17 protein-coding genes are annotated in these 21,370 nt (G+C 67.3%); 9 read left to right on the top strand and 8 right to left on the bottom strand.

The window, feature by feature from the left end; all coding sequences use genetic code 11:
• Positions 1-45: 45 nt before the first annotated feature.
• The gene (locus ASF81_RS00100) at positions 46-939 is read right to left on the bottom strand and encodes an NAD(P)-dependent oxidoreductase (protein ID WP_055803201.1); all 894 of its coding nucleotides are present in this window, start codon (positions 937-939) and stop codon (positions 46-48) included.
• An 8-nt stretch (positions 940-947) separates the two neighbouring features.
• Positions 948-2,177, bottom strand: coding sequence for an NAD-dependent epimerase/dehydratase family protein (locus tag ASF81_RS00105; protein ID WP_055803203.1), 1,230 nt, complete (start codon positions 2,175-2,177; stop codon positions 948-950).
• Positions 2,178-2,530: 353 nt separating this feature from the next.
• Here ASF81_RS00105 and ASF81_RS00110 point away from each other — a divergent pair, with 353 nt between their 5' ends.
• The 4 genes from ASF81_RS00110 (at position 2,531) to ASF81_RS00125 (ending at position 6,423) form a co-directional block, all read left to right on the top strand.
• The gene (locus tag ASF81_RS00110) at positions 2,531-3,535 is read left to right on the top strand and encodes a DUF4167 domain-containing protein (RefSeq protein ID WP_055803207.1); all 1,005 of its coding nucleotides are present in this window, start codon (positions 2,531-2,533) and stop codon (positions 3,533-3,535) included.
• An 83-nt stretch (positions 3,536-3,618) separates the two neighbouring features.
• Positions 3,619-4,905 (top strand): hybrid sensor histidine kinase/response regulator, encoded by a 1,287-nt coding sequence (locus ASF81_RS00115; RefSeq protein WP_235559160.1) that lies wholly within the window; start codon positions 3,619-3,621, stop codon positions 4,903-4,905.
• 39 nt (positions 4,906-4,944) lie between these two features.
• On the top strand, positions 4,945-5,619 hold the full coding sequence (locus ASF81_RS00120; RefSeq protein ID WP_055803212.1) for a DUF4893 domain-containing protein: 675 nt from the start codon (positions 4,945-4,947) through the stop codon (positions 5,617-5,619).
• Positions 5,620-5,679: 60 nt separating this feature from the next.
• On the top strand, positions 5,680-6,423 hold the full coding sequence (locus tag ASF81_RS00125; RefSeq protein WP_199059694.1) for a DUF4893 domain-containing protein: 744 nt from the start codon (positions 5,680-5,682) through the stop codon (positions 6,421-6,423).
• On the opposite strand, the gene ASF81_RS00130 is transcribed toward ASF81_RS00125, so the two are convergent.
• Positions 6,420-6,884, bottom strand: a complete 465-nt coding sequence (locus ASF81_RS00130; RefSeq protein ID WP_055805240.1) for a hypothetical protein — start codon at positions 6,882-6,884, stop codon at positions 6,420-6,422. The genes ASF81_RS00125 and ASF81_RS00130 overlap by 4 nt on opposite strands.
• Before the next feature lie 89 nt (positions 6,885-6,973).
• Positions 6,974-8,614, bottom strand: a complete 1,641-nt coding sequence (locus ASF81_RS00135) for a serine hydrolase (protein WP_055803218.1) — start codon at positions 8,612-8,614, stop codon at positions 6,974-6,976.
• A 143-nt stretch (positions 8,615-8,757) separates the two neighbouring features.
• On the opposite strand from ASF81_RS00135, the gene ASF81_RS00140 reads away from it, so the two are divergent.
• Complete coding sequence (locus ASF81_RS00140) at positions 8,758-9,201, top strand: MarR family winged helix-turn-helix transcriptional regulator (protein WP_235559162.1); 444 nt, start codon at positions 8,758-8,760, stop codon at positions 9,199-9,201.
• A 26-nt stretch (positions 9,202-9,227) separates the two neighbouring features.
• Complete coding sequence (locus ASF81_RS00145; protein WP_055803224.1) at positions 9,228-10,583, top strand: S41 family peptidase; 1,356 nt, start codon at positions 9,228-9,230, stop codon at positions 10,581-10,583.
• 5 nt (positions 10,584-10,588) lie between these two features.
• Here the strand turns inward: ASF81_RS00145 and ASF81_RS00150 are convergent, their stop codons facing one another.
• Positions 10,589-12,490, bottom strand: a complete 1,902-nt coding sequence (locus ASF81_RS00150) for a BCCT family transporter (protein ID WP_055803228.1) — start codon at positions 12,488-12,490, stop codon at positions 10,589-10,591.
• Positions 12,491-12,650: 160 nt separating this feature from the next.
• Here ASF81_RS00150 and ASF81_RS00155 point away from each other — a divergent pair, with 160 nt between their 5' ends.
• Positions 12,651-14,954: an outer membrane beta-barrel family protein gene (locus tag ASF81_RS00155; protein ID WP_055803234.1), complete on the top strand. Its 2,304-nt coding sequence runs from the start codon at positions 12,651-12,653 to the stop codon at positions 14,952-14,954.
• Between the two features lie 22 nt (positions 14,955-14,976).
• Here the strand turns inward: ASF81_RS00155 and ASF81_RS00160 are convergent, their stop codons facing one another.
• Positions 14,977-15,618, bottom strand: coding sequence for a LysE family translocator (locus ASF81_RS00160; RefSeq protein WP_235559164.1), 642 nt, complete (start codon positions 15,616-15,618; stop codon positions 14,977-14,979).
• A gap of 173 nt (positions 15,619-15,791) precedes the next feature.
• On the opposite strand from ASF81_RS00160, the gene clpB reads away from it, so the two are divergent.
• Positions 15,792-18,392 (top strand): ATP-dependent chaperone ClpB, encoded by a 2,601-nt coding sequence (clpB, locus tag ASF81_RS00165; RefSeq protein WP_055803238.1) that lies wholly within the window; start codon positions 15,792-15,794, stop codon positions 18,390-18,392.
• A 286-nt stretch (positions 18,393-18,678) separates the two neighbouring features.
• The gene (locus tag ASF81_RS14680) at positions 18,679-19,113 is read left to right on the top strand and encodes a hypothetical protein (protein ID WP_200932814.1); all 435 of its coding nucleotides are present in this window, start codon (positions 18,679-18,681) and stop codon (positions 19,111-19,113) included.
• A 738-nt stretch (positions 19,114-19,851) separates the two neighbouring features.
• Here the strand turns inward: ASF81_RS14680 and ASF81_RS00170 are convergent.
• Together ASF81_RS00170 and prmC are read right to left on the bottom strand one after the other, a co-directional pair.
• Positions 19,852-20,208 (bottom strand): endonuclease domain-containing protein, encoded by a 357-nt coding sequence (locus ASF81_RS00170; RefSeq protein ID WP_055803242.1) that lies wholly within the window; start codon positions 20,206-20,208, stop codon positions 19,852-19,854.
• Between the two features lie 239 nt (positions 20,209-20,447).
• The gene (gene prmC, locus ASF81_RS00175) at positions 20,448-21,359 is read right to left on the bottom strand and encodes a peptide chain release factor N(5)-glutamine methyltransferase (protein WP_055803246.1); all 912 of its coding nucleotides are present in this window, start codon (positions 21,357-21,359) and stop codon (positions 20,448-20,450) included.
• Positions 21,360-21,370 lie beyond the last annotated feature (11 nt).

Here is a 21,370-nt window from a genome sequence, read left to right on the forward strand (position 1 = left end):
AGGACTCCCGGTCCTCGGGTCAAGCCCGAGGAAGACGGGGTGTAATCAGCTCACCAATCGCAGCGGTGGCGGAGCGTCAATCAGCGTCGCCAGCCCCTCGCGCCAGCTGGGATAGGCGGGCCGCCAGCCCAGCTCGGCCTTGGCCAGGGCGTTCGAGACGCGCTTGGAGTCCAGATAGAAGCGACGCATCGCCTCGCTGACGCTGTCGTCGGTCCAGTCCACCTCTGGCGGGCGGGGCAGACCCATCCGGTCCGCCGCCCATTCCATCACCACATCGGCGGGCGACGGTTCGTCGTCGGTCAGATTGTAGGCGGCGCCCGGTCGCGGCTGCGCCATCGAGGCGAACAGGCCCGAGACGATGTCATCTACATGGATGCGGTTGAAGACCTGGCCGGGCTTCCTGACCAGCTTCGCCGTGCCTTCCTTCAGCCGCTCGACCACGCTGCGGCCCGGCCCGTAGAAACCGGGCAGGCGGAAGATCTGGACCGTCAGCCCCATCCCTTGCGCCCCGTCCAGCCAATCGCGTTCGGCCCGGACGCGGCGTGCGCCCTCCAGATTGGCGGCGTTCAGCGGCCCATCCTCGAACACCCATCCGCCGGCCCGGTCGCCATAAACGGAGGTGGACGAAACATAACCGATCCAGTCCGGCCAGGCGTCGCCCGCAAGGGGCCCCAGGGCCCGCAGACCGGGACAGCCTTGGGCGTCCGGCGCGGCGGTGATCAGGATCGCCGTCGCCGCCTCCAGCGCCGTTTTGAGGGCTGCCGTATCACCCGGATCGATGGCCATGATCCCGTCGGCCGCCATGGCGCGACGCCGCTCGGGATCGCGCGAGGTCGCGGTCGCCCGTCCGCCGCGGCGTATGGCCTCCAGCGCCGCCGCCCGCCCCAGATAGCCGCCGCCGAAGACCAGCAGATCGAGGGGAGGGGAGGCGATAGGCATTACGAAACTCAGGCCGTCAGAACTCGGGAAGGCGCGTCGGCTACCGGCCGCGCCTCATTTTCCAGCGCCTCCGCCCGGCGTTGGTTCCAGGCGGAGACGCACGGCACCCGACCCAGATCGGCCCGGTCGGCATAGCGGCGGGCGATGTCCGTAACCTCGTCCATCAGACCCTGCGCCAGGGTGATCGGCTTCAACCCTAGATCCCGGAACTGGTCGTTGGCGACGACCAGGTCGTTCTCGTCGGCCTCCTGACGCGGATTGGCGACGTTATGGATCTCGGCGCCGGTCTTGTCGGCGATCATGGCCGCCAGGTCGCGCACGCGCCGGCTCTCGGTCATCTGGTTCAGGATCTTGACCCGCTCGCCGCGCTTGGGCGGGTTCTTCAGCGCCAGTTCGACGCAGCGCACCGTGTCCTGAATATGGATGAAGGCCCGCGTCTGGCCGCCCGATCCATGCACCGTCAGCGGATAACCGACCGCCGCCTGCATCAGAAAGCGGTTCAGCACCGTGCCGTAATCGCCGTCATAGTCGAAGCGGTTGATCAGTCGTTCGTCCTGTTTGGTCTGTTCGGTCTGGGTGCCCCAGACGATGCCCTGGTGCAGGTCGGTGATGCGCAGATTGTCGTTACGGGCATAGAACTGGAACAGCAGGGCGTCCTGCGTCTTGGTCATGTGATAGATGCTGCCCGGATTGGGCGGGAACAGGATTTCCTGCTCGGCGGGACCATTGTCGGTATCCACCGTCACCTTCAGATAGCCCTCGGGGATGCGCAGGCCCGCCGTGCCGTAGCCATAAACCCCCATCGTCCCCAGGTGCGCCAGATGGACGTCCAGGCCGCTTTCGACGATGGCGGCCAGCAGGTGGTTGGTGGCGTTGATGTTGTTGTCGACGGTGTACAGCTTGTGCCGCGCCGACTTCATCGAATAGGGGGCGGCCCGCTGCTCGGCGAAATGCACCACGCTGTCGGGGGCCAGGTCGCGGATCAGGGCGACCAGACGGTCGAATTCCTTGCCCACCGTCATGTTGACGAAGCCGATGTCGCGGCCGGAGACTTCTTTCCACGCCTTGATCCGCTCACCCATGGTGCGGATCGGCGTCAGGGACTGGACCTCCAGCTCGTTGTCGATATTCCGGCGGCTCAGGTTGTCGACGATGGTCACGTCCCACCCTTCGGCCGACAGATGCAGGGCCGTGGGCCAGCCGCAAAAACCGTCGCCGCCCAGAACCAGCACGCGCATGGGATAGCCTCGTCGTCGTCTCAAAGGTCATGCCTAGCCCAGCCGGCGGGCTTGGCAAAGCGGCGCTGTGCAGGGTTCGGTGCGACGCATTGACGAATATCGCTTGGAAAGGCCGCCCACTCGGGTTAAGTCTCTGCCGTCTCCCACTCAATCGCAGCTTTACGGGCGCATACCCGGCTGTTCGCGGCTTGAGCCGGCCATGACGGTCGGTCCCGAAAGGACCGGCGCACCATGCGGGCGACAAGGCATTCCGACAGTTCGACAATCGGGGATCGGCCCCGAGCGAGACGGAACCACGAAACGGACGGAACCGGCCTTCAGGCTTTGGTCCGCCCCTGCACACGGTAGCGCGAATGAGAGATTTCAAGGGCATGAAGCGTCAGCGCGGACGCAATCGGAACAAGGCGGGCGCCAACAACGCCAACAACGCCAATCCGAATCGTTCGTGGGATTCGCAAGGACCCGAGAACATCAAGGTCCGGGGCAACGCCCAGACGGTGTATGAGCGCTATCAGCAGCTGGCCCGCGATGCGGCCTCCAGCGGCGACCGAGTGCTGGCCGAAAACTATCAGCAGCACGCCGAACACTATTACCGCGTCCTGCGCGCGCTCCAGCCGCAGCGGTCCTTCTCGGACATCGCCGCGCGCGAACAGTCCAACCAGGGCTTCGACATCGATTTCGAGGACGAATCCGGCGCCCAGGCCGCCGCCTTCGTCGCCGCCCAGCAGGCCGCCGACCGTCAGGCCGCAGAGGCCGCCGAGCGCGCCGAGCAGAACCAGAACCGCGATCAGAACCGCGACCGCGACTACAATCGGGACCGGGACCGGGACCGTGACAACCGCGACCGCGACCGCGATCAAAACCGTGACCGTGACCAGAACCGCGACAGCCAGCAGCCGCGCGAACCCCGCGAGCCGCGCGAGGGCGACGAGGTCCGCGCCGAGGGCGAGGGCGGCGGTCGTCGCGAAAGCCGCCGCGAACGCTGGGAGCGTCGCCGCGAGGAACGCAATCGCCGCTTCGACAATCAGGACGGCGCCCAAGAGGGCGCTGAGGGCGCCGCCCCTTCCTACGCCGAAGCCGTCAGCGAAGCGCCCGTCGTCGAGACGCCGGTCAATGCGCCTGCCACTGACACCCCGAGCGTCGAGGCGCCCGCTGCCGACGAACGGCCAGCACGCCGACCGCGCCGCACCGCCGCCGCTGTTGCGGCGGACGAGGGCGACGCCCCGACCGCCCTGCCGGGCTTTTTGACCCGCGCGCCGGCGTCGTCGACCCCGGCCGAGCAAGCCGAAGGCGAGGCGGCCCCGCGTCGCCGTGCGCCGCGTCGCAAGCCCGAAGCCGCCGCAGCCAGCGAAGACTGATAACAACCCAAGCGGGCGCATTTACCTGAATGCAACTCTGACGCGTCAATATGGCGCGTCGGAGGGGCGTCATGGATTTCGTCTTGCTTGTCTTGTCCCTGGCGCTGGCGGGAACCTGCGCCGGGATCTGGCTCTGGCTTCAGGCGCACGGGGTCGCCGAGCGCCTGCGTCGTGAGAACGCCCGGCTCGAAGCCCGCATCGCCCACCAGACCCAAGGCCTGCGCCGCGCCCTGACGACGGCCGAAGGCGAGGTCTACTGCCTGACCGCCGAGCTTCGGACGCGGGGCGAGATCATGCAGGCCCTCGGGCGCGAACTGCGTAGTCCCCTGACCACGATCATGGGCTTCGCCCAGTTGCTGCGCGCCGACGACCCGGCCAATCCCCTGACCGCGCGCCAGGCTCAGTCCGTACGCCAGATCGAGGCCGCGGCCGGCGTCATGCTGGCCCTGATCGAGGAAACCGAAGCCTTCATGAGCGGCGGCGACGGCGGCGATTCGCCTTCGCTGCACCGCGTCGATCTGCGTCTGGCGCTGCGCCAGGTCTGCGATGGGTTGGAGGCGCAGGCGCGGGAGGCGGGGGTGACGCTGGCCTGTCCGCCGCCCGCCCACGGCCTGTCCGTCATGGCCGATCCGGGCCAGATCCGCCGCATCCTGCGCCGCTTGGTCGAGAACGCCCTGCGCCATTCGCCCGGCGGAGGCACGGTGCGCATGGAGATGTCGCGCGCTGAGGACCGGATCGTCATCGCCATCCATGACGCCGGCATGATCCCCGTCGGTGCGGGCGACGACCGACCTTTCCGCCCTTTGGATGGTCGCGACGCCAGAGGCGGCACCGCCCTTGGCGTCGCCTCGGTCCAGCGGTTGACCGAGCGGATGGGCGGCGCCCTGACCATGGCGCGCGACCCCGGTGCGGGCACGATCTTTGCGCTGAGTTTGCCGGCAGCCCACGCGCCGGGTCTGGCGTCATCGCGTCAGGCGGTGGTGCTCTATATCGAGGACAATCCCGCCAACATTGCCCTGATGCGCCAGGCGGCGAGCGGACTGGGCCTGACGCTGCACGCCGCGACGACGGGACCGGAGGGTCTGGATCTGGCGCGTGCGCTTAGACCCGACGTCATCCTGCTCGACATCGGCCTGCCGGACATGGACGGCTATGAGGTCAAGGCGCGACTGGACGTCGATCCCCTGACGCGTCACGTGCCGGTCCTGGCGCTGACGGCGGCCGTATCGGCGCCGGACCGGGCGCGCGGCCGCGCCGCCGGCTTCGACGCCTGGCTGGCCAAGCCGCTGGATCTGGCGGCCCTGGCGGCGGCGCTGAATACGGCGCTGGGCGGCCCGGAGGTTGACGCCGACGGTCGCGAGAGGGCCTAAGAGGCTTAAGTTCGCCTGGTCGCCCCAAGGGAAGCGTCGATGTCCCCGTTCGTCTCGTTCCGCTCGCTCACGCGTCGTCTGGCGCCGCTGGCCGTCCTGTGCGCCGTCGCCGCCTGCGCCTCGACCCCGCCGCCGCCACCCCCGCCGCCGTCCGGCGCATCGGGCGCGCTGATGGACTGGCGCGGCGTCATTACCTCGGCCGACCGGGATCGCTATCGCCGCGTCGACGCCGCCTGGACCCTGGCCCTGCAACAGGCCAAACGTCAGCGCGGCTCCGGCGACCTGAACAGCCTGGGCGATCTGATCGACCCCAAGGCCGACCGGCCCGGCGTCGCGCCCCTGCCCGGCGACTATCGCTGCCGCACCGTCAAACTGGGCACCCAGGGGGGCGAGGACGGGCTGGGCTATGTCGTCTACGGCTGGTTCGCCTGCCGCATCGAACAGACGCCGAAAGGCTTGAAGTTCTCCAAGCTGACCGGCTCGCAGCGCCCCTCCGGCCTGCTCTTTCCCGAAGACGACCGCCATATGGTGATGCTCGGCTCGCTGGCCCTGGCGCAGGAGCCGGCCGCCAACACCTATGGCCGCAACCCCGACCGCGATTTGGTCGCCATCCTGCAACGCATCGGCGAGGCGCGGTGGCGGCTGGTCCTGCCGTGGCCCAACACCGAATCCAATCTGGACCTGATCGAGCTGGTCCCGGCGCCGCGCAGCTAAGGTTCGGCTGAACCTCGGGCGCCCTGTCACGTTCGGTCAGGGCAACCGATGGAGACGCTGATGCGCCGCACCCCTCTGGCCGTTCTGGCCCTGATGACCACCACGGCCCTGGCGGCCTGTGGCGACAACAGTCCCGCCGCGCCGACCGAGGCCTCGCCCGCCGTCACCACCCCCGCGCCAGGCGTGCCGGCCCAGGCCGCACCTGAGGCGACGGCGACGCCGCAGTCTGCAGCCGCTTCCGACGAGGGGATGCAGGGCGGAACCGACTCCTGGCGTCAGGTCGCCAAAGCCGCCGACGCCAGCTTGCTTGGCCGGCTGGATCAGGCTTGGCGTATGGCCCGCGCCGAGGCCGAGGATGGCGGCTTCTCGCGTCAGGTGGAGGCTCTGGGGCCGCTCGCCGACCCAAACGCCGCCCAGACGGGCCGCATCCAACCCGGCCCCGGAACCTATCGCTGCCGCACCATCAAGATGGGCCGCCGCGTCGAGGGCCAGGGATTGGCTTATGTCGAATATCCCTGGTTTGCCTGTTCGGTCGAGCTGACGCCCGGCGGCGACCTAGTCCTGACCAAGACGACGGGATCGCAGCGCACGCGCGGCCTGATCTATCCCGACACCGACCGCCGCGCCGTCTATGTCGGCGCCCAGGCCTGGGGCGCCGACGAAAAGACCTTCCCCGCCTATGGCGACAAGGCCGAACGCGATCAGGTCGGCGTCATCGAACGCATAGGCCAGAACCGCTGGCGCCTGGTCCTGCCGTGGCCCAAGCAGGAAGCCAAGCTGGAGCTACTCGAGATCACCGGCTAGCGCGCGCCGGTCGAGCGGGCGATCGCGGCGCGCATGCCCTCGGCGTGAAGCGCGCCTGACGGGGCGATCTTGGTGTTCGGCGTTTCGCTGGGTCCCAGATCGGCGGTGCGATCGTCCGGCCCGGTCCAGGTCGGGCTTTCGGCCTTGCGACGAACGGCATCGCGCAGATTATCGGTCGCCGTCGTAGCCTTCCGACCCGATTTGCGACCGTCCATCTCATCGGCGACGCGAGCGATGGCGTCCGTCAGCAGCGCTTTTTTCTCGCGCGCGCCCGCATCCGGGCCGCTCTCTCCCGCACGAACGCGTCCTCGGATCTGACGCTGCACCCGGTTGCGCCGCGCGCGCAGCCGCCCGATCAGGTCGCGCAGCTCCGCCGGCGAACGCTCGGCCAGCGCCTTCGTCTGTTCGACCATATCCGCCTCGTCGCGATCCAGCGCGCGCGGGTTTGGGGTCTTGGACATGACGGTCTCCCTTTCGATTGATGGGAAGACAGCGTCAGGACGCCAGGGCCGTTCCGATTTGCGACCCTGGGTCACAGGGTCGTCCGAGGTCACACGCGCGTCAGTCTCAGGTCCTGATAGTCGTAGCTGAAGTCGATGTCGGGGCTGACCCCCTTCACCGTCGCGGTCGCCGGTTTGGCCGTCAGGATCGAGAAGGTGACGAAGGCGTCCTCCTCGCGCTTGTCCGGGAAACGGGTGCGGAAGGTCTCGCCGTCATACGGCTCCAGCCAGCCTTGCAGGGCGGGCGTATGGGTGAAGCTCAGCCACAGGCCGCTCTTCCTGTTTCGGCCGCGTCCCTCGGTCTTGGGCGCAATGACGATGTCGCCGTACCACGGATCGCGCCAAGTCCCGGCGTAGGATTCCAGCGGCATGGACGGGGGCGCGCCCGCCGCCTGTTTGGCGTCGATTTCGGCTGCGGCGGCGATGGATTTCGCATTGCCTTCGGCCTCCAGCTTCTTGGAGTCCGCGATCCAGTCGACGTCGACCTTGCCCATGCAGATGTCGGTGATGCCGGACCGCAAGGCGCGCAGCAGGAAGCTTTCCTCGGCGTTGGAGAAGACGCTGAAGCCGGTCTTGCGGCCAGGGATCAGCACGGTGGCGGAAATCCCGCCGGGCGAGCCGCCGCCATGGCTGGCGATCCGCTCGCCGCGATAGTCCTGAACCTGCAGACCCATGGCATAGGTCGAGGCGATGGATCGGTTGGGCAGTTCCGCCGTCGGTCCGGCCGACGAGCCGACGATGATGTTGGGGCGATACATCTCGCGCGCCGCATCCTCGGAATACAGCCGCGTCCCGTCGGGCAGGTTGCCGTCGTTCAGCCGCACGGCGATCCATTTGGCCCAGTCGGTCGGGGTGGTGCAGATGCCCCCCGCCGCCGCCGCCGAATCCCAGTTCCACACCTCGACGATGGACTTGGCGATCGGCGTCATCGCGCCTTGATAGCGCAGCGGCGGCCCGACCCGGCCGTGGGGCAGGGCGGACCTGGACGCATCGGCCAGACGCGCCAGCGGCACAGTCTCGGTCATCCCAACCTTGTCCAGGATGCGGGTCTGGATGAAGGCCTCCCAACTCAGGCCCGATACCGCCTCCAGCACCGCGCCCGCGACCACGAACATCAGGTTGCAATAGTGATAGCGCGCCCGGAATCCGTCCTCGATCGGCACGAAGGCGGCCTGGGCCAGCACTTCCGCTCGGGTCCGGTCCGAGTTGGGCCAGAACAGCAGGTCGCCGGCGCCCAGGCCGAACCCGGCCCGGTGGCTCAGCGTATCGCGCACCGTGATGTGTTCGCCGATATAGGGATCGGACAGGGTGAAGCCGGGCAGATAGGTCCGAACCGGCTCATCCCACTTCACCTTGCCCTCGTCGACCAGGATGGCCAGGGCGGCGGCGGTGACGTTCTTGGTGTTGGAGGCGATGGCGAACAGGGTGTGATCATCGGCCCGCGCCGGCTTGCCCTTAACCTTGACGCCGTATCCCCGCGCCAGAACGGTCGCCCCGTCCTTGACCACTGCGACGCCCAGTGCCGGCTGATCCGGCCATGCTGCCATGCACCTGGCCACATAGGCGTCCACCGCCGCCGCCAGCGACGCATCGTCGTTCGCCGGCGTGCTCTGGGCGAACACGGGCCCCGCCGCTAGCGCCGCCGCGCCTCCGGAAGCGAACAGGGTGCGGCGCGACAGACGAGGGGACATGGCGAACTCCAGCGAAGACCGCCGGACGCTAGCGCCCCGCCAGCCCAAGGCCAAGCGCTGCTGACAAAAGGGGATTGACGACAAATATAAGCACTTATATATAAGCTCTCATGTTTTCTGCATCACCCACGCTCGGAACGCTCTTGCGCCATCTGATCGATCTTCTGGATGGAGAGGTCGAGGCGGCCTATGCGGCCTCTGGCTTGAATTGGCGTCCCCGCTACACGCCGATCCTTCGCGTCCTGATGCGCGACGGCGGGCAGTCGATCAAGACCATCGCGCAGCAGATCGGCATCAGCCATTCGGCCGTCAGTCAGACCGTGACCCAGATGGTCAAGGACGAGCTGGTTCTGCTGAAGCCCGGCGCCGACGCGCGAGAGCGGATCGTGATGCTGACCGCCAAGACCGAAGCGATGATCCCGCAGCTGAAACGTCAATGGGCGGCCGTGAACCAGGCGGCCGAGACATTGGACCAAGAGCTGTCGGCGCCCCTCTCCGGCGTGGTCAAGGAGGCCATCGCCGCCCTGACGGATCAACCCTTCGGCCAACGCATTCAGGCCGCTGCAAAGACGCAGTCGGCCGTCTAACCTCAACCCCTCCACCGGAATTTATCATGCAATCCAAGCTGCTCAGCGCCGCTGCGATGGCGCTCGCCCTGATTGGCGTCCAAGGCGTCGTTCCCGACAAGGCCCACGCTCAGGCCCGCCCTCCCGTCGTTTCGTCCGCTTCGGTCGAACTGTCCGCGACCCAGCGCGCTGCGGTCCTGAGCGCGATCCGACAGGCGGTTCGGTCTTCTTACGTCTTTCCCGACCGGGCGCCGGCGATCCTTGCTCGGATGGACGCCGCCCAGACGTCCGGCCGCTACGACGTGTCCTCGCCCAATGAACTGGCGGGGCTGATCAGCGGCGACCTGAGAGAAGTCAGTCAGGACGGTCACGTCTATCTGGAATATGCGCCCGATCGCTTCGCCGCCGCCTCGGCCGGCGCCGACGCGACCCAAGCCCTCTCAGAGATCGACGCCGCCGCCGCCCGTCGCGACAACCACGGTCTCAGCGCCTTGGAAATCCTGCCCGGCAACGTCCGCTATCTGAAGATCGACGCCTTCCATTGGGTCTCGGACGAAACGGGCCGCGCCTATGACGACGCCATGCGGTTCCTGAAGGGCGGCGACGCGGTCATAATCGACCTGCGGGGCAATGGCGGCGGAGCGTCCGAGGCGGTTCAGTATCTGGTCAGCCACTTCCTGAAGGCCGGGACGCTGGAAATCACCTTCCTGAAGGCCGGGCAAGAGCCGGTGCAGACGCGCGCGCTCGACAATCTGCCCGCCGGGCGACTGACCGGCACGCCCCTGTATGTTCTGATCGACCAGGCCTCGGCCTCTGCGGCGGAATCCTTCGCCTATGACGTTCAGCAGTTCAAACTCGGCCGGCTGGTGGGAGCCAAGACGGCGGGCGCCGCCAACAACAACGACTTCTTCCCCATCGCGCCGGGCTTCATGCTCAGCCTGTCAGTCGGCCGACCCGTTCACGCGGTCAGCGGCGGCAACTGGGAGGGCGTCGGTGTGGCGCCGGACACCCCGACTTCCTCCGTCCAGGCGCTGGACGCCGCCCAGGCCGAGGCCCTGCGCGGCTTGCTGTCGACGACGACGTCCGACGCCGCCAAGACGGACTACACCTGGGCCCTGACTGCGGTCGAGGCGCGCCTGAACCCGCCCGTGACCGACGCCGCCCTGCTGCAATCCGCGCCCGGCGCCTATCGCAACTATGTGGTCACGATGCAGGACGGTGCACTGGTCGTCGCCCGGCCCGGCCACCCGCTGTGGCCCGCGCCGCGCAAGCTGCAAGCGCTGACCGCCGACGGCCTGTTTGCAGTCGAGGGTCTCGACGTCCTGCGCATCGGCTTCAAGGACGGCGCCCTGCAGCTGTGGTGGAAGGACGAGCCCGCGCCGCGCATCATCCCGAGGACCTGAGGTCCCTACGCCAGTCGCCAGCGTTGCAGCTTTTCCAGCACGTCGGCGACGATCTGGTCGCGGGTGAAGCCGGTGATGTCGTGGGGGCGTTCGCCTTGGCCGGTCTGGGCGGTCAGTCGCCATTCCAGAAGGCGGCGGCCTTCGGGCGTCTCGCGCTGGGTCACGGCGGGACGCGGACGCGAGCGGGCGCCCAGGCGATAGATGAAGGTGCGTTCGCCCTGTTTGACCGTCAGCCAGGCGACGCCGTCGTCACGCCCGATCTCGGAATCCGCCGCCTCGGCTTCCATGGCCGCGTGAACCGTTTCCAGCGCGGGCAGGCCGTGGCGCTCGATCTCGCTCAGGATGTCGGCGCGGCTGGCCGGGGCCAGAATGCGTTTCAGCTGTTGCGCCAAGGGCGGGCCCTCGGTCTCGAGGCTGCGGCCCGCGACGTCGGCGGTCATCTGGCGCACCAGGCCGATCGACAGCAGGATCATGATCAGAACGAAGGGCAGGGCGGCGGCCAGGGTGGCGGCCTGTAGCGCCCCCAGCCCGCCCGCCAGCAGCAGGGTCGCGGCGATCAGGCCCAGCAGCAGGCACCAATAGACCCGCTGCCAGCGCGGCGTGTCGTCGGCCCCTCCGGAGGCGATGGTGTCGATCACCAGGGCCCCCGAATCGGCCGAGGTGACGAAGAAGACCGCCACCAGCAGGATCGCCAGGCCCGAGGTGAAGGCTGCGCCCGGCAGTTGCTCCAGGAAGTAGAACAGGGCGGTCGACAGGTCGGCCGAAACGGCGTTGGAAATCGCGCCCGCCGCCTGGCCCATGTCCAGGCTGATCGCCGTATTGCCGAAGACGGTCATCCACAGGAAGGTGAAGCCGGCCGGCACCAGCAGCACGTTCAGCAGGAACTCCCGCACTGTTCGCCCGCGCGAAATCCGCGCGATGAACATCCCTACGAACGGCGACCAGGCGATCCACCAGGCCCAGTAGAACAGGGTCCAGTCCGCCATCCAGGCGCGCGGCTCATAGGCGTAGAGGGTGAAGGTCCGCTCGACGAAATGGCTGAGATAGAAGCCGAAGTTCTGGACCAGCGCCTTGAACAAGAAGCCGGTCGGCCCGACCGCCAGCACGAACAGCATCAGCAGCACCGCCAGAACCAGGTTCAGCTCCGACAGACGGCGCACCCCCTTGCCGACCCCGCTCATGACCGAGGCGGTCGCCGCCGCCATGACCACGACGATCAGCCCGACCTGAACCCAGGCGGTGTTGGGAATGCCCAGCAGATAGGTCAGGCCGCTGTTCATCTGCGACACGCCGAAACCCAGAGACGTGGCGATGCCGAACGCCGTGCCCCAGATGGCGAAGATGTCGACCGCATCGCCGATCGGCCCATTGACGCGCTTGCCCAGCAAGGGCGACAGGCCCGACCTCAGCGTCAGCGGCAGACCTTTGCGGTGCGCGAAGAAGGCCAGGCTGAGGCCCACCAGCGCATAGATCGACCAGGCGTGGGCCCCATAGTGGAAGAAGGTGATGCCCATGGCCTGACGCGCGGCGTCGAAGGTGCGGCCGGCGCCCTCGGGCGGATTGATATAGTGCTGGATCGGCTCGGCGACGCCGAAATACATCAGGCCGATCCCCATGCCGGCGGCGAACAGCATGGCCAGCCAGGACAGATAGGGAAAGTCTGGCTCGGCGTCGTCCGGCCCCAGCTTCAGCGCGCCCGTGGGGCCGATCGCCAGCACCAGCACCAGCCCCACGAAGGCGGCGACCGAGGCGATATAGAGCCAGCCGAAGGTGTCGATCACCCAGGCCTGAACACTCTGGAACAGGCGGTCGGATTCTCCCGGCGCGACGATGGCGACAAGGAGCAGCAGCGCGATGATGGCGCTCGCGCCCCAAAACACGCGGGGGTTCATCTTCGTGGTCAGCATCGGGTCAAAGCGTATGGCGAAGCTGACAGTTCCCAGCTTAGCCACAACCGCGCCGTCTCGATGAAGAAGATGTAACTTTGCGATTCAAAGTAACGTCGATAGTCAGGCTTATCGACGGGCGCAAACAGACGCCCGCGCACTCTTTCAGGATCGCCGGGGCATGACCTCTTCCAAACTCGTTCTCATGCTGGGTGCGGCCGCCGTCGCCCTGCCCGGCGCCGCTCTGGCTCAATCCCAGAATTCGTCCCAGACCGCCTCGCAGACCCCGCCGCCGGCGACGACGAGCCAGCCGGCCGCTCAAACCCCGGCGACGACGGCCCAGACGCCCGCGCCGCGCACTCAGACGACCGAACCGCCCCAGCAACAGCAGCCCGCCAGCGTCGGCGACGTGGTCGTCAACGCCCGCGCCAATGACGTGCGCACCTCGATCGACTCGGTCAGCTACAGCCTGGCCAACGATCTTCAGGCGACGACGGGCAGCCTGGCCGACGCGCTCCGCAACGTGCCGTCGGTGGACGTGGATCCTGAGGGCAATGTGTCGCTTCGCGGCGACGCGAATGTCACCATTCTGGTCGACGGCCGCCCGTCCGGCATCCTGACCGGCCCCGGTCGCGGTCAGGCCCTTATCCAGCTGCCGGCCAGCCAGTACGCCCGCATCGAGGTCATGACCAATCCGTCCGCCGCCTACAGCCCCGAGGGTTCGGGCGGGGTCATCAATCTGATCACCAAGCCCACGGCGCCCAAGCCGGGGACTCAGACGACCGGCTCGCTGCGCGTCAACCTCGGCGACAACGGCCGCTGGAACGCGGGCCTCAGCGGCTCGTACCAGAAGGATCGCCTGACGTTGTCTGGCGACGCCAGCTATCGCTCCGATCCGACCGAACTGACCTTCAACCGCGTCCGTGAACAGCTGGACCCGGTCACCGGCGCGGTGGTGTCGACCACGACCGTCGAACAGCCGGTCGAGTCCGAGCAGAACGGCGCCTTCGCCCGCTTAACCGCCGAATACAAGCTGGAAGACAAGACCCAGCTGACTGGCGAACTGCGCGGCGTGGCCTTCGACGGCACCGGGTCGGGCGACGGCCTGTATGAAACCCGCAACGCCGCCGGCGCGATGACCAGCGCCTATCGCCGGGTCGGCGATTCCGACTTCACCTTCAACAACTGGGGCGCCACGGCGCGCGTGCTGCGCAGCTTCGACGGCGACGGCCATGAGTGGTCCAACGAGCTGCGCTACGATTCCAACGCCAACGACACCACCAGCCAGACCCTGACCACCTTCCTGACCCCGGCGGGCGCGGCTTTGTATGAGCGGACCAGGACCGCGGTCGATCAGGTCACCTGGGGCTTCACCAGCGCCTATACCCGCCCGATGTCCGACGGCGGCAAGCTGCGCCTGGGCTATGAGCTGAACGCCCAGCGGCCCGAGCAGGACGCCGAGTTCCTGCGCGGTCCCTCGCAGGCGGACTTGGCGCCGGTCCCGGCCCTGAACAACCGCTTCGAAGCCACCCAGACGGTGCATGCCCTGTACACCACCTATGAGCGGCCGCTGGGCGAGAAGCTGTCGGCCCAGCTGGGCCTGCGGCTTGAGCAGGCGGACATCGAGATCAAGGATCTGACCGGCGGCGCCTCGGCGTCCCAGGACTATTTCCGCGCCTATCCGACCGCCCACGTCCAGTATCAGCTGACGCCCGAACAGACCCTGCGCGCCAGCTATTCGCGCCGCATCCAGCGACCCCAGCCCAGCCAGCTGAACCCGTTCGTCGTCTATCAGGACCCGCTGAACGTCCGCTCGGGCAATCCGGATCTGGAGCCGCAGGAGACCGACAGCTTCGAGGCCATGTGGCAGATGCGAAAGGGCCAGAGCTTCTATCAGGCCACCGCCTATCTGCGGAACACCGACAAGGCCTTCACCGACGTGGCGTCCGACATCGGCGGCGGCGTCTTCCTGACCCGTCCGGAAAACCTGGGCTCGCGCCGCGACATGGGCGTGGAGGCGACGGCGAACGGGCGCCTGCATCCGACCCTGCGCTACAGCGCCAGCGTCAACGTCTTCCGTCAGGAGATCGACTCGGGCGCCGTCGTCGGCGGCGGCGACCGCGAGGCCACATTGGCCAGCGGCCGTCTCAGCTTGAACTGGCAGCCGACGGCCAAGGACTTCGTCCAGGTCTCCAGCTTCTGGCAGGGCGACAGCCTGTTGGCGCAGGGCCGGCGCGAGGCCGGCGGCATGGTCAATCTGGGCTATCGCAGGAAGCTGAACGAGCAGCTGTCGTTCAACTTCACCGCACGGGATATCTTCAACACCTTCAACACCACGACCATCTACGAGACGCCGCAGTTCCGCGAACGCTCGGAGCAGGACATTAAGCTGCGGGCCTTCTACATCGGCCTGACCTGGAACTTCGGCGGTCCGCGCCGCCAGCCGGAACAGTTCGACTTCTCGACCGGCCCGACCGGGGGCTGACGACCTGACAGGAGGCGCGGGCTCAGGTCCGCGTCTCCCAGGTCAGCCAGGCGGCGACCACGATCAGGCCGCCGGCCATCACCGCGCGCAGGGCGCGACCCTGCATCCGGGGCGCCAGCCGCGCCGCGCCCGCGCCGCCGATCACGATCAGGCTGTGCACCAGGACGGCGACCGCCAGATGCAGGCTCCCCAGCGTCAGGGCCTGGCTCAGCGGCGCACCGTGGTCCGGCCGCATGAAGGTCGGCAGCAGCGCGACATAGAAGACGGCGGCCTTGGGGTTCAGCAGATTGCCCATCAGGCCGCGCACGAACAGGCCGCGAAGCGAGTGCGCGTCCGGCGTCGGCGCCGCCTCGATCGTCGGCGCGCGCCAGGCCTCCCACGCCAGCCACAGCAGAAACAGCACGCCCGCCCAACGCAGGCCTTGATACAGCGTCGGCCAGACGGAAAAGACCTCCGTCAGCCCATAGGCGGCCGCCAGCATCCACACCGCCAGCCCCAGGGTCACGCCCGCCACAGCCGCGAAACCGGCCAGCCGTCCCCGCGCCAAGGCGACCAGCGCCAGCCAGCCCATGTTCGGCCCCGGCGTCAGCTCGATCAGCGCCACGGCGATCAAAAAGGGGCCGACGACGGCCGGATCGACGGGCCAGGCGGAATGGGCGATCACGAGGCGCTCCTGTTCACCAGAGCCTAGGCGCGCGGCGGCGAAACGGACAGCCCCGAAAGCCGCCCTGCGGACCCCTTGTGTGACCCGATCGTCACACCCACCTCGATCTCAACGGCGCGCTGCTCAGCAGAGGGTGTGCTGAAATCCATCCGCCTCCCGAGGGGACTGAAACCATGAATCTCGAACTCTATTCCGACCGCGCCAAACAGGCCGTCCAGTCGGCCCAGTCGCTGGCCCTGGCCCGCCGACACCAGCAGTTCGCGCCCGAGCATCTGCTCAAGGTGCTGCTGGAGGAACGCGACGGCCTGGCCCGCAATCTGATCACCGCCGCCGGCGGCGACGCCCGCCGCGCCGAGGCCGATGTCGAAACCGCGCTGACGAAGCGCGCCCAGGTCACCGGCGGTTCGGGCCAGCTCTATCTGGATGGCGACACCGCGCGCGTCTTCGCCGCCGCCGAGGCGGCGTCCAAGACCGCAGGCGACGCCTTCGTCACCACCGAACGCCTGCTGGCCGCGCTGGCCAAAGAAGGCGGGGTCGCCGCCGAGGTGCTGAAATCCTCCGGCGCCACGGCCGAGAAACTGGACGCCGCCATCGCCGAGGTGCGCAAGGGCAAGACCGCCGACAGCGCCGGCGCCGAGGACGGCTATGACGCCCTGAAACGCTACGCCCGCGACCTGACCCTGGCCGCCCGCGACGGCAAGATCGATCCGGTCATCGGCCGTGACGAAGAGATCCGCCGCACCATCCAGGTCCTGGCCCGCCGCACCAAGAACAACCCCGTCCTGATCGGCGAGCCCGGCGTCGGCAAGACCGCCATCGTCGAGGGCCTGGCCCTGCGCATCGTCAACGGCGACGTGCCCGAATCCCTGCGCGACAAGACCGTCATGGCGCTGGACATGGGCAGCCTGATCGCGGGCGCGAAGTATCGCGGCGAGTTCGAGGAACGGCTTAAATCCGTCCTGTCCGAGGTCTCGGCCGCCGAGGGCGGCATCATCCTGTTCATCGACGAGATGCACACCCTGGTCGGCGCCGGAAAGGGCGACGGCGCCATGGACGCGTCCAACCTGCTGAAGCCTGCCCTGGCGCGCGGCGAGCTGCACTGCGTCGGCGCCACGACCCTGGATGAATACCGCAAGCACGTCGAAAAGGACGCCGCGCTGGCCCGCCGCTTTCAGCCGGTCTTCGTCGCCGAACCGACGGTGGAGGACACCGTCTCCATCCTGCGCGGCCTGAAGGAGAAGTACGAAGTCCACCACGGGGTCCGCATCTCCGACAGCGCCATCGTCGCCGCCGCCACCCTGTCGAACCGCTACATCACCGACCGCTTCCTGCCGGACAAGGCCATCGACCTGATCGACGAGGCCGCCAGCCGCGTGCGCATGGCCGTGGATTCCAAGCCCGAGGCCCTGGACGAGATCGACCGCCGCCTGGTCCAGCTCAAGATCGAACGCGAGGCCCTGAAAAAGGAAACCGACCAGGCCTCCCAACACCGTCTGGAAAAGCTGGAGGACGAGATCGCCGATCTGGAGGGCCAGTCCGACGACCTGACCGCCCAGTGGAAGGCCGAAAAGGACAAGGTCGGCCAGGGCGCCCAGCTGCGCGAAACCCTGGACCGCCTGCGCCTGGAACTCGCCAACGCCCAGCGCGCCGGCGACCTGGGCCGTGCGTCAGAGATCGCCTACGGCCAGATCCCCCAGATCGAAAAGCAGCTCGAAGAAGCCGAGGCCAATGAGACCTCCGGCGCCTCAGGTCGTGGGGGCCCCCTGACCCCCGAGGTCGTCGACGCCGAACAGATCGCTGCTGTCGTCAGCCGCTGGACCGGCGTGCCCGTCGACAAGATGCTGGAGGGCGAACGCGAAAAACTGCTCCAGATGGAGACCGCGCTCGGTGGTCGTGTGGTGGGTCAGGATGAGGCGCTGGCGGCCGTCTCCGACGCCGTTCGCCGCGCCCGCGCCGGTCTGAACGACCCCAACCGTCCGCTGGGCAGCTTCCTGTTCCTGGGTCCGACCGGCGTGGGCAAGACCGAACTGACCAAGGCCCTGGCCGAGTTCCTGTTCGACGACGAGGCGGCCATCACCCGCCTGGATATGTCGGAATATATGGAGAAACACAGCGTCTCCCGCCTGATCGGCGCCCCTCCCGGCTATGTCGGCTATGACGAGGGCGGCGCCCTGACCGAGGCCGTGCGTCGTCGCCCCTATCAGGTCGTCCTGTTCGACGAGGTCGAAAAGGCCCACCCCGACGTCTTCAACGTGCTGTTGCAAGTGCTCGACGACGGTCGCCTGACCGACGGCCAGGGCCGAACCATCGATTTCAGGAACACCCTGATCATCATGACCTCCAATCTGGGCAGCCAGTATCTGGCCGATCAGGGCGAGGGGGACGACGTCGAGGCCGTGCGCCCCTTCGTCATGGACGCCGTCCGCGCCCACTTCCGGCCCGAGTTCCTGAACCGGATCGACGAGATCATCCTGTTCCACCGCCTGGGCCGCGACCAGATGGGCGGCATCGTCCGCATCCAGCTGTCACGCTTCGAGAAGCTGCTCGCCGACCGTCGCCTGACCCTGGACCTGGACGACAGCGCCCTGGCCTGGCTCGCCGACCGCGGCTACGACCCCGCCTATGGCGCGCGGCCGCTGAAACGCGTCATCCAGAAGGACCTGGTCGACCCGATCGCGCGCAAACTCCTGGCCGGCGAGATCGAGGACGGCGGGGTGATCGCTGTGACGGCCGGTGAGGGCGGGCTGGAGATCGGGAAGATGCGGGTGCATTGAGGGCACAGCATGCGATCCTCAAGGTCCCGCATGTTAACTAGAATCTACTCTGGCAAGACTCTGTTAACCTTATTCTAGGGATTTCTACTCAGATGTAGACCCAAACTGGGGAATACTTGTGGACGCAACATACAACCTCAACGGTGGTTTTAAGCCTACGCTTAAACGGTTCGCTGATCTTGACGGCCCGGATTTCTATCCCACTCCGGAGTGGGCAACTCACGCGCTTCTCGAAAGCGAAACTTTCGAAGGTGATGTCTGGGAGTGCGCTTGTGGAGACGGCGCAATGGCCAAGGTCATTGAAAAGGCGGGGCACACCGTCCACGGCAGCGATCTCTACGATCGCGGTTATGGAGAGGCTGGTGTCGATTTCCTTCAGGCTGACTGGTGCGCAGATAACATTATAACTAATCCCCCCTTTAACGCTGCTGAGGGTTTTGCTCGAACGGGTGTTCGTCTTGCCCGAAAGAAGTTTGCTTTGCTTCTGCGGCTGGCGTTTCTCGAGGGTGCTAATCGAGCCAAGACGATTTTTGCTGAAACGCCACCTAGTCGCGTCTGGGTCTTTAGTGAGCGCATTACATTCTATCCTGCTGGCGCGGTGCAGGGGGGAAGCGGCACGACCGCTTACGCTTGGTTTGTTTGGGACAAAAGCTATTCAGGACCAACGGAACTGAAATGGCTAAAGCCTGGATTTAAAGCGTTGTATCAGGGCAAGCGGTAGCCACTCCTAGGAACGTGGATGAGGCGTCCCGTATAGATGTAGTTTCCAGGGGTATCTTTGTGGCACCAGATGTTGCGTACCAGTTGCTGCCACATTTTCTCACCGCGCCTCGTTTTTGAGTCGGCAAGATTCCCGGCGTCCAGTCGCACATATTTTGGGATTTCTTTGTACGCTCGTTGAAATGAGCAAAAGCCTCCGTTCGCCCGCGCGATTGCTACAACGCCAGCGGCGATATCGTTTTCGTCAGCCATGTGTCCTCCAGATTTTCACGGATCCAAATGCACAAGCATGTGGAATAACGCAAGTAGGCGAACCGCAATCTTCTACTCTGGGTTGATCTGTGCTCAGCATAATTCTGCTGATCCCCTTGCGAGGAGGCGACCGTAAAACGGGCGAATGAGGGGCGAGTGCCGAAGTCGGCGCGAGCCGTCGCGGCGGTCGGGCCGCAGCGGATGGCGGGGGGCGGACGACCCTCACCCTTTCGCAAGGACGTCGGCAGCACCGCCGTGCGCTCAAGCCCTCTCCCAATGGGAGAGGGGGCGTCCCATCCTGATCCTTCTCCCATTGGGAGAAGGTGGCCGCGAAGCGGTCGGATGAGGGTCGGGCGTCGAAGTCGGCGTGAGCCATCGCAACGGTCGGGCCGCAGCGGATGGCGGCGACGGACGACCCTCACCCTTTCGCCTTGCCGATCGCTGTGCTTTCGGAGGCTCAAGCCCTCTCCCAACAGGAGAGGTAAGGTTAGAGGCCTAGCGTCTTCGCGCGATCGCGGATGGCGGCGTCGATGCGGGCCGGGTCGGCCAGGGCTTCGGCGTTGGTGAAGCGGATGACGGTCCAGCCCAGCGCCTCGATCGCCTGCTGGCGATAGTGGTCGTTCAAGACGACCTCGTCGCGTTCATGCACCCCGCCGTCGATCTCGATGACTAGGCGCAGCGGCACGCAGGCGAAATCGACCACGAACCGGCCGACCGGATGCTGCCGACGCACCTTCCAGCCGTCGACGGCGCCGCCGCGCAACCGCGCCCATATCCGCTCCTCGGCCAAGCCGCCGACTTGGCGCAGTCCGCGGGCGCGCGGCGTCAGGCGGTTGGTCGTCATGGGCGGCTCCTCGTGGCGCACCCTAACGCAAAGCCGCCAGCCCGCGCATCTGCGGCAAGGACCGCCAACGATTTCAACACCCTGCCGCCCGCCAGCGTCATCCTCCTGCCCACGCCCTCAAACCGTGCGATCCTGTCTCGGTTCGTCCGCAGGGGACGCATCGCACGGCCGGGGAGGGCCAGATCAGACGAATTAGACGAAATAGACGGTGTTTTTGTCCGCCGACCGTCTGATCTCGGTCAGTCCTGCGGGATCGGATTGGTGCGCGGGTCCGGGCCGTTGGTGACGACGCGGTCGCGTTCGCCCAGGTCCTTGATGATCTTGACGTCGGTGAAGCCGACGGCCTCGAACAGCGCCTTGACCTGCGGGCCCTGGTCAAAGCCGATCTCGACGGCGAAGACGCCCAGCGGCTTCAGGATACGTTTCACCTCGGGCGCGAGGTCGCGGTAAGCCTGCAAGCCGTCCGGCCCGCCGTCCAGGGCCAGGTGCGGGTCGTGGTCGCGCACTTCCGGGTCCAGGGTCGCGATATGGTCGGTCGGGATATAGGGCGGGTTGGACAAGACGAGGTCGAAGCTGGCGTCGCCGAAGCCCGCGGCCCATTCGGTGCGCAGGAAGGTGGCGCGCTCGTTCAGGTCCAGGTTGGCGGCGTTCTCCTTGGCCACAGCCAGGGCCTCGGACGAGATGTCGGTGCCGACCCCGCGCGCGGCCGGCCGCTCGGCCAGAAGCGCCAACAGGATCGCGCCCGAGCCGGTGCCCAGGTCGATGGCGTCGAAGGCTTCGGTCTTGCCGAAGGCCAGCATGGAGACGTCCATCAGGGTCTCGGTGTCGGGGCGGGGGCTGAGGACGTCGGGGGTGACGTTCAGCATGATCTTCCAGAAGCCCTTCTTGCCGACGATGCGCGAGACGGGCTCGCGCTTCAGCCGGCGCTCGACCATGGCCTCATAGGCGCTCAACTGGTCGGCGGTGATGGGTCGATAGGGGTCGGTCAGGATGTCCATGCGGCTGGCGCCGGCGGCGGCCTCCAGCAGCAGGCGGGCGTCGATGGCGGGGCTGTCGATGCGGCCGGTCTTCAGCCGGGCCTGCGCCGCCTTCCAGGCGGTCAGCAGGGTCGGGGCGTCGGTGTCGGACTTGGGCGTGATGGGGTCGGTCATGGGCGTTGATT

Origin of the sequence: Brevundimonas sp. Leaf168, assembly GCF_001423685.1 — a bacterium.
GTDB classification, from domain to species: Bacteria; Pseudomonadota; Alphaproteobacteria; order Caulobacterales; family Caulobacteraceae; genus Brevundimonas; species Brevundimonas vesicularis_C.

What these genes read in the sequence shown, in the direction of transcription:
- ASF81_RS00110 (WP_055803207.1), top strand. Translation starts at nt 2,531, where the DNA reads ATGAGAGATTTCAAGGGCATGAAGCGTCAGCGCGGACGCAATCGGAAC.
- ASF81_RS00125 (WP_199059694.1), top strand. Translation starts at nt 5,680, where the DNA reads ATGCGCCGCACCCCTCTGGCCGTTCTGGCCCTGATGACCACCACGGCC.
- ASF81_RS00105 (WP_055803203.1), bottom strand. Translation starts at nt 2,177, where the DNA reads ATGCGCGTGCTGGTTCTGGGCGGCGACGGTTTTTGCGGCTGGCCCACG.
- ASF81_RS00120 (WP_055803212.1), top strand. Translation starts at nt 4,945, where the DNA reads ATGTCCCCGTTCGTCTCGTTCCGCTCGCTCACGCGTCGTCTGGCGCCG.
- ASF81_RS00145 (WP_055803224.1), top strand. Translation starts at nt 9,228, where the DNA reads ATGCAATCCAAGCTGCTCAGCGCCGCTGCGATGGCGCTCGCCCTGATT.
- prmC (WP_055803246.1), bottom strand. Translation starts at nt 21,359, where the DNA reads ATGACCGACCCCATCACGCCCAAGTCCGACACCGACGCCCCGACCCTG.
- ASF81_RS00170 (WP_055803242.1), bottom strand. Translation starts at nt 20,208, where the DNA reads ATGACGACCAACCGCCTGACGCCGCGCGCCCGCGGACTGCGCCAAGTC.
- ASF81_RS00130 (WP_055805240.1), bottom strand. Translation starts at nt 6,884, where the DNA reads ATGTCCAAGACCCCAAACCCGCGCGCGCTGGATCGCGACGAGGCGGAT.
- ASF81_RS00155 (WP_055803234.1), top strand. Translation starts at nt 12,651, where the DNA reads ATGACCTCTTCCAAACTCGTTCTCATGCTGGGTGCGGCCGCCGTCGCC.
- ASF81_RS00150 (WP_055803228.1), bottom strand. Translation starts at nt 12,490, where the DNA reads ATGCTGACCACGAAGATGAACCCCCGCGTGTTTTGGGGCGCGAGCGCC.
- ASF81_RS00135 (WP_055803218.1), bottom strand. Translation starts at nt 8,614, where the DNA reads ATGTCCCCTCGTCTGTCGCGCCGCACCCTGTTCGCTTCCGGAGGCGCG.
- ASF81_RS00100 (WP_055803201.1), bottom strand. Translation starts at nt 939, where the DNA reads ATGCCTATCGCCTCCCCTCCCCTCGATCTGCTGGTCTTCGGCGGCGGC.
- ASF81_RS14680 (WP_200932814.1), top strand. Translation starts at nt 18,679, where the DNA reads ATGGCCAAGGTCATTGAAAAGGCGGGGCACACCGTCCACGGCAGCGAT.
- clpB (WP_055803238.1), top strand. Translation starts at nt 15,792, where the DNA reads ATGAATCTCGAACTCTATTCCGACCGCGCCAAACAGGCCGTCCAGTCG.